Origin of the sequence: Streptomyces sp. NPDC002889, from assembly GCF_042888425.1 — a bacterium.
In the GTDB taxonomy this organism is placed as follows: Bacteria; Actinomycetota; Actinomycetes; order Streptomycetales; family Streptomycetaceae; genus Streptomyces.
The window spans coordinates 150626-162905 of record NZ_JBIAPT010000004.1; the positions used below are offsets into that span (position 1 = coordinate 150626).

The window sequence follows — 12280 nt, forward strand, 5'->3', positions numbered from 1 at the left end:
GGGAGCGGCCTGCGACGCGAGCGCAGGCGGACGGCTACGGCTGCCGCTGGCGATGAACGTAAGGCCACGATGCGCGCTCACCCCATCGATCTGCGCACAGTCTTTCGAGAGTAAAGGTGGCTGATAAGCGGCCTTCATTTCGAGTCGCTCCGGGAAAATGTTGATGCACATCAGCGCACATCCCCTCCCGCGAGACCGTGATCCGTATCCCCGCCCTTGTGGTGCCCCTGTGAGGGAGGACTGCGATGCCGGAGAACGAGCTGCGCATGGTGCCGGCCCGCGCCGGGTGGCCGGCGCTGATCAGGCTCCCGATCTGATCGCAGCCGGCCCCGGTTCGTCCCTCTCGTCGGAAAGCATTTCCTGCGCTACCGGTTGGGCCACTCGGACCCGATGGCCGCACAACTCGGCTATCTGCTCACGCCGGCGGCACCGCCGGGATCAACGCAGTCGGCCCTCGGCGACTGCACCGACGAAGTCCTCCCACGCCGGACCGGAGAACGAAAGCCGTGCCCTGTGCGGGGCCTTGCTGTCGCGTACGGCCGTAACGGTGGCCGGTCGCGCGACCTCCACGCACTCGGTACCGCTGCCACCGCTGTACGAGGACTTGAACCACTGGAGGTCTTCGCGATCCATCACAGCTCCTTGCCTGCCGCGTCGAGTAGCGCGACCGACGAAGGGATGTCCAACGCCTGGGCGCGCAGATATTCGAACGCCAATTTATAGCGCTCGAGTTCCTCGGGCTTCTCCATGAAGAGACCGCCGCCGATGATGTCCACGTACACGACATCGAGTTCAGGTGCAGGCCCTCCCAGGATGACGAAACTGCCGACGGCAGCGGCGTGCGCGCCGCTCGCGAACGGCAGTATCTGGATGGTGATGTGTGGTGAGTCCGTCAGCGAGATCAGGTGCTGCAACTGCTTCCGCATGGTCTCGCGTCCGCCCACCAGGCGCCGAATGACCGCTTCGTCGATCACAGCCCAGATGTGGGGCGGGTCTTCTCGGGTCAGTAGTTCCTGGCGCTTCATGCGGATGTCGACCATGTGCGCGATCTCTTGATCGCTGCATCGCATCTCGGATGCGCGGTGGACCGCCTCGGCGTACGAGCGGGTCTGGAGCAACCCGGGGACGTACATGCTGGCGTAGTGGTCCTCTCGTACAACCTCGTCCTCAAGCGTCAGCATGAGGTTCATCGACTCGGGGATCGGGTCGGCGAGGGATCGCCACCACCCTTGAATCTTCGCGCCCTTCGCCAATTCGACGAGGGACTGTCGCTCCTCCTCCGTGGCTTGGTACTCACGGCAAAGCGCGTCAACAGCAGGCCACTTGACGGTCCCCTCCTTGGTCTCGTAGCGGCTGAGAGTCGCCTTCGAGATGCCGACGCGCGCGCCCGCGTCCTCAAGGGTGAGGCCCTTGCGCTCCCGGAGGCGGCGCAGGTCGGCGCCGAGTTGTCGCCTGCGGGTGGTCGGTCCAACTGCCATGGTCAAGGCCCTCCGTGTCGATCACTCAGAGCGTGCCTCCATCGCACCGGGGAGACAAGACGGCGTGCGCCGGGGGCGTAAGCGGCCATGCGCGCTCCCATAGACATGCCGTGAGAGTTCCATTTTGAGAGTTCCAGCGTCACGATATGAGGGCATCACGCTACGTACAGCGATCGGTTGTGCGTATGGAGGAGGGGTGGATGGACATGGATGCGTGTCGAGTTGAAGTGCCCAGGAAGGCCTGGGAGTTGCCCTTTTTGGCCGAGGCGGCAGAGCTGGCCGGCCTGCGGAGGGTCATGCGTCTCCATCTGAAGTGCTGGGGCCTCTCGTCCCTGGTTGACGCGGCTCAGCTTTGCGTGACCGAGTTGGTTGCCAACGTGATTCGGCATGTCGGTACTGACACGCCAACCACGCTCGCGGTCTCCATGAACGGGACGCACCTCCGCATCGAGGTGCACGACCCCGACACCCGGCCGTTGCCCACGCTGATCTCGGCACAGGTCGACGACGAGTCCGGCCGAGGCATGGCCTTGGTGGAGGCCACGGCCGACCGCTGGGGCGTCATCCTCCGTGCCGACTCGAAGGTCACGTGGTGCGAGTTGTCCACCGGGCTCACCTCGCCCAACGGCCATGTAAGTAGCCCCGCCATCGCTCGGGCTGAGGCGCTGCTCGGCCTGTACGGCGCTGCGCGTCTGTCCAGGTCGGGCACGACGCGCCTGAACCTGACCTTTGCAGAAGAGGCGGCGATCGACGTGATGGCCGACCTCCTCCAATGGCTTCAAGCCCACGGCTGCGACCCAGACGAGGCGCTGGGCCAGGCGCAGCTGCATGCGGACGCGGGGGAAGCGTCGGTCAACGAGGCGCGCGGAGCGGTGCCGTGAAGATCAGCCCCAGTGTGGATGCGCTGGAAGCCGGGAAGCGCGAACTGGATCAAGCATCACGGTTCGTGCCCCGTGTCCCCGGTGATCCCTTGTTGAATGACCGATCTCACAGGCGGGCGGACACTGTCTCGATCAGGTGCGCAGGTAGGAGTGAAGCGCCGAGGCAATGGCCGTGCCGAGGGGGATGGGTACCGCGTTGCCGATCTGAGTCGCAATGTCGGTCTTCGAGCCGCACCAGCGAAATCCAGGGGGGAAACCCTGGATGCGAGCGGCCTCGTAATGGGTGATCGGACGCGCGGCTGTCGGGTGGAGGTAGCGACCCTTCTCGGGCTTGAAGAACTCGGTTCGGATGGTGACCGACGGCTCGCCCAGACGCAGCCGGCCCATCACGTCGCCGGTGCCGGTGTTGTGGTTGTCCCAACTCGCGGTCGACAAATAGCTGACCGGTGTCCGCACGCCCGAGGGATTCGGGTTGTCGAGGATGTGGATCTTGCCGAACTCGTCCACCGTGAACCACTTGCCCCGCAGGTCCTTGCGATTTCCCCCCGGGGGGATGGCTTTGTAGCGCGCCATGGAAAGCGGCCTTGGATTACGGCCGAAGTGGAGATCGGAAGTCGCGAAAACACCGGGGAGCACTGCGTCGATCTCAGCGATGTACTCCTTGACGTCCGGCAGTTCTGTGCCTTGCAGCGCGAGCCGTTCGGATTCGTCGAAAACGCTGTCCACGGCTTCCCAGTACGAGGGCCGCCCTGCGTCGAAGACCTCGAGTGGCTGGGGGGAGATGCCGGTGCTGTGCTTCGGGCGCCGGACATGTGTCCGGACGGGGTACGTCAATGTGCGACCGTCGACTATGTCGCGACGTACGCCGATGACGATGGCTCGCCGCCGTGCTTGGGCTGCACCGTAGTCGGCGGAGTTGAGGAGATAACGCTTGTTCTTCTGCTCGTCCGTCTCGCTCGGCTCGTGGCCGGGAGGATCGACGAGTCGGTACTCGGCGAGCAGGCCGCCTTCCTCCACCTGAGCCAACAGATTGCGGAATTCGTCCGACTTGAGAAAACGGTCCACGTTCTCGATGACGAAGACCTTTGGGCGAATTTCAGCAACGATGCGGACGTATTCCTCCCAGAGGCGGTTACGCTCGCTGCCCTTCTTTGCACGGTTCAAGGCGGAAAACCCCTGGCAGGGCGGTCCTCCGACCACCACGTCCGCGTGGAGGGCCTCCGGTGTTGGTTCCCACTTCTCGATGTCCCCGAAGTGGATACGGGCGGGCGGAAGCCTCTTGTCCTGTCGGCCACTTCCGAAGTTCGCAGCGTATGTGGCAGCTGCCGCGGCGTTGTGCTCGACGGCAGCAATGCTGTGGAAGGCCGGTTGGCCGGCCTGAGCCCCCTCCGGTCGAAACTCGTGGAACCCCTGGGTGAAGCCACCACAGCCGGCGAACAGATCAACGACGGTGATGGGCACGAGGTCCAGGGGGCGGGGCGTGTGCATGGGGTGATCCTAGCCTCGGAGAGCCGCGGCGATTGCCCGTCCGACGGCTGTCGCGAGGGGCGGAGGCATGGCGTGGCCGATCTGGCGGTATCTGGAGGTCTTGCCACCGAAGAAGCGCCAGTCCGTCGGTATCGCCTGGAGCACCGCGGTCTGGGCAATGGTCAGCTTGGGCATGCCGTCGGCGGGGAAGTCGGCGTCCGGCGGGGCGTCGCCGAGACTGTTGCCGTTCACACCGAGCGCAGCCCACGCCTTCTTGCTGCCGGTGGGACCGAGATCGGCACCACCACGGCGGTCGGAGCCTCCGACGAGAGCCGGGGCAATGCGGTCTGCTCCCTTGATCCAGCGTTCCGCGCCGGTCCAGCCACTTGCGGACATGGAGGGGCCGAGTACCTGGCCGACGGTCGGAGGTGGCATGTCGTCCGGCTCAGGCCAGGAGAATCGGGAGAAGTACGGGGCTTGAAGAGCGACCAGAAAGCCGCTGCTGCGGTTCTGCGGCACGCCGAAGTCTGCGGCATTGAGGATTCGCCAGCTCGATTGGTAGCCCGCATTCCGGAGCTCGTTCTCGATCCACGAGCGATCGGCATCGAAGTTCGGGCTCTCGACCAGGTCCGGGACGTTCTCCAGGAGTACGGCCCTCGGTCCGATGTCGCGTGCCAGGCGGATCACAGCCCTGAGGATGCCGCGCTCCTCCCTGTCCTCGTCGCGGCCGACGGTGGCCAAGGATTTCACGCGAGGGAGTCCACCGCTGAGGAGATCGATGCCCAGCGTCTCCGGGCGCATAGTGGGCTGGAAGTGCACGACGTCCATGCAGACCACATCCCACTTGGGCCGGTTGAGGTCGATCGTGAAGCAGGCATCGGCCTTGCTGTCGATGAGCAGTACCGGATCGAACCCGGCACGCTCGAGCCCAAGGGCCTGCGCTCCGGTCCCGGCACAGATCTCCATCGACCTGAATCGACGGGGATCGGTCGCGGAATGTTCATCGGCAACGTGGTTTCGGGCGATGTCCTGCCGTCTCCGCGCGATGTCGACTCCGGCGGGGGAGGACGGGCGGCGCTGGGCATCGACAGACTCCTGGGCGACCGTGCGCAGTTCGTCGTCCAAGGCGTGTTCCTCGATGCCGTCGAAGAGCACGAACGGGGCGAGCCGGAGCAGTCTCTTGAGGAAGTCGCGTAGGGCCTCACGTTCGTTGAAGCCAGCCAGGTCGAGGTCGTTCCAGACGCGGAGGATGGCTCGAACCATGTGCGGACTTCCGCCGAGCGCGGCTCGTCGTGCGTAGATCTGGTCGAATGCGGCTTCGCCCAGGATCTTGAGAGCGCCGTACGGCTCCGGGGCGTCAGGTGAGCGCACGAGCTGGGCGCGCCACCACAAACGGCCGAAGACGTGCCGGGTGAGGTCCGTGCCGAGGACACGATCCTTCGGCGGCTGGGGGTAGCGCCAGAAGGCGACGTCCGGGAGCAGAACCAGGGCGAGGAAGGCCCAGACGTCCCGGGAGGCGGCCTCTGCGGGAACCATTCCCATCTCGGCATGCAGCAGAGCGGCGAGTTCGAGGTCGAAATCGGCGTTGCGTGCGCGGTCGGAGTCGTTGGGGAAGCCTGCCCGTGCGGCGAGCTCGAGGACGCCTCCGCGTAGTTCCCGGAGCCGAGCAGCGGAAACACGGTCGCCGCCCGTGGCCACGTACACCGACGAGTCATGGGCGACGGCTACGCGACCGGTGAGTTCGCCGATCGTCAGGTGCCGGTACTCCTCGAAAAGCGGTCCGGCCTGTTCGGCAAGCAACCGTGGGTAGAGGAAGCTCATCATGGCACCTCGAAGATCTTGACCGCCGCCTGCAGATCCGAGGCGAACAAGGCGGGAGACTGTCGTTGACGCAGGCGGATGTCGGTGACCGACTGCCCCGGGAAGAGCTGGTCGAACAGACTGAGCAGGGTGGCACCCAGTGAGCCGTCGGGGAAGTCGCCGTCCTCGGCGAAGTCGCCGTTGCCGAGTGCATGCTCGATCATGATTCGGGCGGCGTCCGCATACACCGCAGAGAGCACGATCCGATCGATCGGGCGTGGCTTGCCCGCGTTCTCGAATGCGGTGGCGGTGACCGTGTTCCGTTCGTTCACGAGCAGGAGCAGGGACCCCATGGTTGCGCTCTCCAGGCCACCGCTGATCTGCAGGTGCCAGGCTGCGTCATCGGGGAAGGATGTCCGAGCGAAGTCGATCACCGCCATGGGGAACTGCGGCGCGTCGCCCTGAAGGCGCAGCGACTCTCGATCGCTCCACAGCACGGAGCCGGCCCGGCGGGGCGAGGAGGGGCGGGCATCGGTCCGGCGCTCGGCCAGGACGAGTGCTGTGTCGAGGAGGAGCAGGCCACCGAGGTCGGCACCGCGGAGGCGGACATCGAATTCCGCCGTGATCACGCCGCTCGCCGTCAAGCGCGCGTGTTCCGCCGGTCCACTGAGGCTGGACCCGGTGGCCGTCCACACCACGGCGAGTGCGAGCGCCGCGTCGGTCGGAAGGCCCGACTGCGATCGCGCCCGATCGAGGTCGACACGGACGGTCCTGCGCAGATGCAGGTCCATTTGATAGTCCCAGTCCGGCAGCGCCTCGGGCATGGCGACCTCGCCGTCCTCGGCCACCAGCAACCACCCCTCGGCGAGGACGACACCTTCGGACGGAATGCGATAGGGAAGAACGCGCCGACTCACGAGCCCTTCACCGCCTCGACCTTGATGCCGATCTCGGTCATGGTGTCCGGGGCCGGACGCACCAGAGCCCGCCAGACGGACTCACCGCCCTCGATCACGCATCCTTCTGGGGCGTGTTGGAGACCGTCACCGTCTTCCCAGGCGATGAGCACCGGCATGCTCGCTCCGATGGGGGGATCCGTCTCCCTCCCTCCGGTGCCGGGGAGAGTGACGGCCAGGTCGATCCGTACCCGCTGCGGACCCGCTACGGGCAGCCGGAACTCCTGGACAAGTACCGAATCGTCGCCGCGATCGTCGTAGTACGGCTCGCCGACGTATTGGACGCGCGGACGACGGCGCGCCGTGCCGGTTCCGCCTGGGCCGGCGGTCCAGTCGGCGGCGGCTGGTTGTTCCGTATCGGAATGGGCCCCCTTGGGAACGGGACGGCCCGAGGTCGGCCGGCGCAGGTTCTCTTCCTCGTTCTCCTTCGAGGCACGGGTGGCAGTGCTGCCGGGCTTGGAGTAGGCAGTGGCTCCGCCGATCCCCCAGGCTCCGCCGACCAACCCGGAGAACAGCGAACTGGCCGCGCCCAACGCGACATTGCTGGCCCCGGGACGCGCGACCCCACCAAGGGAGAGCAGTCCGTCCAAAGCCTCACTGATGCGCCGGAACGTCGTCTGCACGAAAGTGCTCTCGGGTCTCTCCAGCGACTGCGGGTTCCAGGCGTCGTGCGTGGGCGGTTCGGCCTTTGCGTAGATCTCGTCCATGGCCTCGTCGGCCCGAAAGACGCCGGCGTAACCTTGGTTCGCACTGGGCGGCTTGGGTCCCGGACGATAAGTGACGACGAGTTCGGCGGGTCGCATCAGACACACGTGGTGGACGAGGTCCTCGATGTCCAGCATGCGGGAGGCGCGGGTCGGCTCCAGGGGCGGCATGATCCGCTTCACCAGCCCGAGGCGCCCGAGATGCCGCTTGGGTTTCATGCACCCCAGATCGCTGCCGTCCTGGCCGGTCATCATCTCGTAGGCGGCGACGAACATGTTTAGCGGACGGGTCTCTCGTGGATCCGGCACGGGGTGTTCGATGCCGTCGCTGGTGACGGTGAAGCGCATGGCGGGAGAGTTGCCGCCCGTGGAGATCATCTTGGGCCAGAGGTGCCAGGCGATGGTGTCGGCCAGGTAATCGGCCGCCGCAGCAGGCTCGAGCTCGTCCAGGTTCGGATCGATGACGATGATGGTCGTCCCGGTCTCCTCGGGCCCGAAGGGTCTGAGCCCCAGACGCTGAGCCGTGGCCTCCGCCTCCGTGCCGACCAGCGGTTCGACGACGTCCCCCGACACGTCGCCCCACCAGTGTCGACCGGTGTACCGGCGGTCCCCTTCGGCCTCGGTTGCGACGTAGCTCTTCCAGAGCGTGCAGCCGATGAGCCTCGTTTCGTGGCCTCCCTGCGCGGTACGGCAGCGGGAGTGCACGAGGACGGTTCCGGACTTGGACAGCAAGTAGAAGATGCCCTTGCCGAAGCCGTAGGTGCCGCCGCCCAGCGCGGCGTCGCGCGGCTCGCCTATGTTGCGGATGAAGGAGACGAAGTCGCGGTTGGCGCCCACGGCTTCGTCGGCGCGAGTGGGTCCTCCGAGTCCTCGGGTGCCGCGGTCGGAGACGGCGAGGACCCGGGCCGGGCCGCGCTTGAGTGTCTCGCGCAGCGGGAACTTCTCCGTGCCCACAGGTGCGCCGTCGAGCAGAAGCTCTCGCCACACGCTGGCATGCGCCGGGCCGACCGTCCACGTGTCGATGCGATAGTCGACCGGAGAGGAGGACGTCCTGAGACGTGCGTCCCAGCTGTTCTGGGCGGACTCGCGCACCAGGATGGTGAGCAGGTCGAGCTCCGGGCGCCCGAGCTGATTACGGATGCCTTCGGCGGCGCTCGCGCCTTCCGGCGGATAGGGCTGGGAGAACCAGCGGGGCTCCGTCACGCGGACTCCTTGATCAAGCTGTCGATCATTTGGGCTACCTGACCAGGCATCAGAGGGACGGGGATCTCACCGGACAGATCGATGGTGTACTCGACATCCAGCGCCGAAACCGGCACGCCTGCCGCGACGAGTGCCTGGCCGGTCAAGCCGGGGAAATCGGGGTCGACCCGGTACCACCTCTCCTCGCTGATCACGAAGCGCACATCGTGGTAGCGGTCGGCGTCGGACGCGCTGTATCCGGCACCTGCGAGCAGTTCGAGGAGCGCACCCTCGTCGTCGCACAACCGGAGCGTCTGCGCGACCAGGTCCACGAACGCAATGCCAGAACCGTTCACGGTGGTGCCCTGCAGCCGGAACCAGGCCATGCAGAGCGTCCCGCCTTCCGGTACTTCGAGTTGGTCGAGCCCGTGGATTCGTGGCCTCCGCCCCTCGCCGCCCGTGCTCGACTTCACTTCGACGGCGGTGGTCCCGGCTGAGAAGTCGTGGCGGTGCCCCTCGGGGCCGCGCCAGAGCCGATGTGCGCTGGGGTCCTTCTCGAGAAGCCGGTTGAGAACGGTCAACTCGCCGAATAGTCCAGCGAGTTGCTCCGGCCCTAGCGGTGCTTGCTGCGTTCGGAAGAGGGCTTTCCAGCGGTCGAGAACACGATAGAGCGCCTTGACGGGGTTCTCGGGCAGCCCTTCGACCGCGCCCAGCACGTCCACGCACAGTTCCGTGAACAGATCGCTGAGGTCGTTCCGCAGGCAGGCGAGATCGGCGTAGGTCTGGTAGGTCTCCTCGTCCTCAAGCGCCCGCTTGCGCAACCGCAGCACCGGACCGTCGAGGCCGGGACGGATCTTGCGGTGAGCGTGTATCGGCACCAGGACATGGCGGTGTCCGTCGTGGTCGACGGCCACCGCCAGCGGGCCGTGCTCGGCGACGACAGGCAGTTGGGAGACTCGCAGGCGACTTTCACCTGTCGTCTGCTCGGCATCGAGCACAGCCCAGCGCTCCTCGACGAGCTTGCGGAGTGCGTCGTCGTTCATGCGTCCTCGCTGTCGAGGAGGCTGTAGTCCTCCTCCTCGATCCATACGTTGGACAGGTCGGCGGAGATGTACTTCTCCACCTCGCTGTCTCCGTCCCGCGGCTCGGGGAAGACCAGGCCGGCACCGATCACGTGCTCCTCGGCGTTCAGGGGCGTACGCAGCTTCTTCGACGGGCTCGGCTCGGACACCTTGTCGATCGGGTACAGGACCAGCAGACCGGTATCCGGAAGTTTGGCGCGACGCATGTCCATGATGCCCTTTTCGGTCAGCTTCGCCGTGTCCCCGTCCAGGTCCACTGCGGCGTCGCGACGGCTCATCAGCGTCTTGATGTCGGCGAAGTCCGGGGCGGGGTTGGTGACGTCGAGGCGGGCACGGATGTTGCGTCCGACGGTCACGCCGGGAGCAAAAGTGAAGTCATTCTCTCCCCTGAGGTTGCCGACGATTGCCACGTTCCATCGGCCCAGCGAGCCGGCTGTGGCGACTCGTTTCCGGATGTAATCGATGATCAGGTCAGCGTCGTTCTCTGGGGACTTCTCATGGAACCGGTAGCTCGACAGGAAGTCGGTCACGACGTTGTGCGGCACGTCACGGAAGACGTACCGGCCTTCTGCGGAGCGTTCCTCGATCCTGACTGCGTTCGTGAGCGAGGCAGCGACCAGGTCGCGGGCGGCCTCGATGTTCCCGCGCAGCCAATCGGCGTTGGTGTGGAAATAGTGGGTCTGGACCCGCTTGCCGCCATAGGACGAGGCCGCCGTAACGGCATTGCGCATCTTGGCAGCGGCGGTCACACGCAGGGCAGGATGTGTACGCAGGCGGACGGCGAAGGTGAGAGGGGTCTCGTCCTCGGTCATGTAGATGTCGATGTCGCGGCGCATCTCGGTCTCGACAGTGGCCAAGTGCCGGAACCACTCGGTCAGCTCGTCCGTCATCCAGATCCGGGGCAGGTCGGCGTAGCCGTTCCGGAAGCCGAACCAACGTCCCATCTGCAACAGGGTGTCGTAAGCCGAGACGGCGCGGACGAAATAGCTGACCGAAAGGCCCTCGAGCGTCAGCCCCCGCGAGAGGGTGTTACCGCCCACGGCGATCGCCACGACCTGACCGTTCTCGTAGTCGAGGCGGTTCTCGCTGCTCGAGTTGTCCATGATGACGCGACAACTGCTGAGGACTCCCGGCAGCTCGGGCACCAACTGCTCGAACGGCACCTTCCTCTCACTGAAGTCCTCGGCCGGTACGCGGTCGGTCTCCTGCTCCCACAGGTCACGCAGCCTGGAGAGGAAGCCGGCGTCTGCCAAGGACCGCGCGGACTGCTCACGCAGATGCTCCAGCGGCCTTTTGAAGCTGTTGTGCACAGCGGTGTTGACGCTGGTGTGGATCAGCATTGTGCTGTGCGGGGTGCCGGTACCACGTATCCGCCGTGCGGCCGTGACCAGCCAGAAGTACTCGACGGCTTTACGCAGGGTGTCGGTGATGACAGGCTCGAAGCCTTCGATGTCGGCCCTCGTCCCCGGGCGCACGCACGGCACGTCGTCCTCGGGGACCGAGCGGATCATGTCGTAACCGTCGTCGACCTGCTCCGGGTCCTCACCGTCGAGCGCGTAGCGCCCGAAGAGGACCTCGGTACCGAAGTGCCCTTGGGGCTTGGGAAGGTTGACGACGAAGTCCTCGGGATACAGGTCCTTGGCACTCGGGTCGATCAGCAGGTTCGCGAACGGCGAAGCCGTGTACCCGACGTAGGCGCACCTCGGCAGGGAGCCCATGATGTCCAGGATCAGTGGGTTGATCGATTTCGTAGCAACGGTGGCCTGGTCGGCTTCGTCGTCGATGATCAGAGCTGGGCAGTCCTCAAGGTAGTCGGACGCCTTCTCGAGCCATCGGGCGAGCTTGCGCAGTACCGTGGCATTCTTCTTCACCACGCACACCACGCGCGTTTTGTTGCTCTTTCCGAAGTAGGAGGCCGGGTTCTCCTGCGGCGTGAAGTCCTTGTCGAGTCCGGTCAGCTGGGACCACATCGAGGGATTCGGCTCCACGAGCTGCTGCACCAGTCGGGCCTGGGTCTGGCGCCGAAGGCCGTTGTGGATGCCGGCCAGGACGATGAAGAGCTTGTAGCCGCGGTCGGCCGCCTTGGCCATGACCGAGGTGAAGTTGGTCGTCTTGCCGGACTGCACGTACCCGACGACGAGGCCTCGGGTGGAGAACGCCTTCTCCTTCGGATGGTTGAGGAGTGAGACGACGCGGGTGGAGGAGTCATCAAGGCTCTGGATCGCTGGCTCCTGGGGCCAGCCGTCCTTGTGAAGCAGGTCCACGATTGCGGGCCAGCACTTGTCCTTGGCCTGCGGACCTGTGTACCACGTGTCGCGGTTGCCCAGAACCACCGCGTGCGGTTCCTCGAGCTCCTTGATGCGGATGGTCTGCTGCTCGTGCCGCTCACGGATCTGCTGGACGATGTCCGGACTGATGCCGAACTGCTCCAGCCGCTTGACCGCCTCAGCAGGGGGAAACGTGTCCAAGATCGCCTTGAAGGTTTCGTACATGCCGTCGAATTCTTCGGTCATGGAAGTCGACCGTCCCCCGCTCTTGTTCGCCGAAGCCGATTGCCGCAGAGCCGTGCTGTTGCCGCGGAGTGCTCCGTGATCGACGCAGGCAGTCCCGGACGCACATCGGCACACCCCTCACACATGGTGCGTACACCCTATTGGGTGAGATGTTCACCGGTGAACTAAACGACGTCACGATCCACCTCACACGTGCTGGGAGTCGTGAGACAGGTGG

At 65.8% G+C, this 12280-nt stretch carries 9 protein-coding genes; 1 reads left to right on the plus strand and 8 read right to left on the minus strand.

What is annotated here, in order from left to right; all coding sequences use genetic code 11:
• Positions 1 to 438: 438 nt before the first annotated feature.
• Positions 439 to 633 (minus strand): DUF397 domain-containing protein, encoded by a 195-nt coding sequence (locus ACFYWI_RS07565; protein WP_389226699.1) that lies wholly within the window; start codon positions 631 to 633, stop codon positions 439 to 441.
• On the minus strand, positions 633 to 1478 hold the full coding sequence (locus ACFYWI_RS07570; protein WP_389226702.1) for a helix-turn-helix domain-containing protein: 846 nt from the start codon (positions 1476 to 1478) through the stop codon (positions 633 to 635). Before ACFYWI_RS07570 ends, ACFYWI_RS07565 begins: the two co-directional genes overlap by 1 nt.
• A gap of 200 nt (positions 1479 to 1678) precedes the next feature.
• On the opposite strand from ACFYWI_RS07570, the gene ACFYWI_RS07575 reads away from it, so the two are divergent.
• Positions 1679 to 2359, plus strand: coding sequence for an ATP-binding protein (locus ACFYWI_RS07575; RefSeq protein WP_389226705.1), 681 nt, complete (start codon positions 1679 to 1681; stop codon positions 2357 to 2359).
• Between the two features lie 132 nt (positions 2360 to 2491).
• On the opposite strand, the gene ACFYWI_RS07580 is transcribed toward ACFYWI_RS07575, so the two are convergent.
• Genes ACFYWI_RS07580 through ACFYWI_RS07605 form a run of 6 tightly spaced genes read right to left on the minus strand, consistent with a single transcriptional unit; the run spans position 2492 to position 12063 of the window.
• Complete coding sequence (locus ACFYWI_RS07580) at positions 2492 to 3847, minus strand: DNA cytosine methyltransferase (protein WP_389226708.1); 1356 nt, start codon at positions 3845 to 3847, stop codon at positions 2492 to 2494.
• 9 nt (positions 3848 to 3856) lie between these two features.
• Complete coding sequence (locus tag ACFYWI_RS07585; RefSeq protein WP_389226711.1) at positions 3857 to 5647, minus strand: DUF6339 family protein; 1791 nt, start codon at positions 5645 to 5647, stop codon at positions 3857 to 3859.
• Positions 5647 to 6543 carry a hypothetical protein gene (locus ACFYWI_RS07590; RefSeq protein ID WP_389226714.1) on the minus strand — a complete coding sequence of 299 codons (897 nt, stop codon included), beginning with the start codon at positions 6541 to 6543 and terminating at the stop codon, positions 5647 to 5649. Before ACFYWI_RS07590 ends, ACFYWI_RS07585 begins: the two co-directional genes overlap by 1 nt.
• Positions 6540 to 8489, minus strand: coding sequence for a hypothetical protein (locus tag ACFYWI_RS07595; protein WP_389226716.1), 1950 nt, complete (start codon positions 8487 to 8489; stop codon positions 6540 to 6542). The genes ACFYWI_RS07590 and ACFYWI_RS07595 overlap by 4 nt, the downstream gene beginning before the upstream one ends.
• A complete protein-coding gene (locus ACFYWI_RS07600) occupies positions 8486 to 9511 on the minus strand; it encodes a PD-(D/E)XK motif protein (RefSeq protein WP_389226719.1) in 1026 nt (341 codons plus the stop codon). The genes ACFYWI_RS07595 and ACFYWI_RS07600 overlap by 4 nt, the downstream gene beginning before the upstream one ends.
• Complete coding sequence (locus ACFYWI_RS07605) at positions 9508 to 12063, minus strand: Z1 domain-containing protein (RefSeq protein WP_389226722.1); 2556 nt, start codon at positions 12061 to 12063, stop codon at positions 9508 to 9510. The genes ACFYWI_RS07600 and ACFYWI_RS07605 overlap by 4 nt, the downstream gene beginning before the upstream one ends.
• Positions 12064 to 12280: the final 217 nt, after the last annotated feature.

Excerpts from the sequence above, each read along its gene's own strand:
- ACFYWI_RS07565 (WP_389226699.1), bottom strand. The coding sequence starts at position 633 with ATGGATCGCGAAGACCTCCAGTGGTTCAAGTCCTCGTACAGCGGTGGC.
- ACFYWI_RS07570 (WP_389226702.1), bottom strand. The coding sequence starts at position 1,478 with ATGGCAGTTGGACCGACCACCCGCAGGCGACAACTCGGCGCCGACCTG.
- ACFYWI_RS07575 (WP_389226705.1), top strand. The coding sequence starts at position 1,679 with ATGGACATGGATGCGTGTCGAGTTGAAGTGCCCAGGAAGGCCTGGGAG.
- ACFYWI_RS07580 (WP_389226708.1), bottom strand. The coding sequence starts at position 3,847 with ATGCACACGCCCCGCCCCCTGGACCTCGTGCCCATCACCGTCGTTGAT.
- ACFYWI_RS07585 (WP_389226711.1), bottom strand. The coding sequence starts at position 5,647 with ATGAGCTTCCTCTACCCACGGTTGCTTGCCGAACAGGCCGGACCGCTT.
- ACFYWI_RS07600 (WP_389226719.1), bottom strand. The coding sequence starts at position 9,511 with ATGAACGACGACGCACTCCGCAAGCTCGTCGAGGAGCGCTGGGCTGTG.
- ACFYWI_RS07605 (WP_389226722.1), bottom strand. The coding sequence starts at position 12,063 with ATGACCGAAGAATTCGACGGCATGTACGAAACCTTCAAGGCGATCTTG.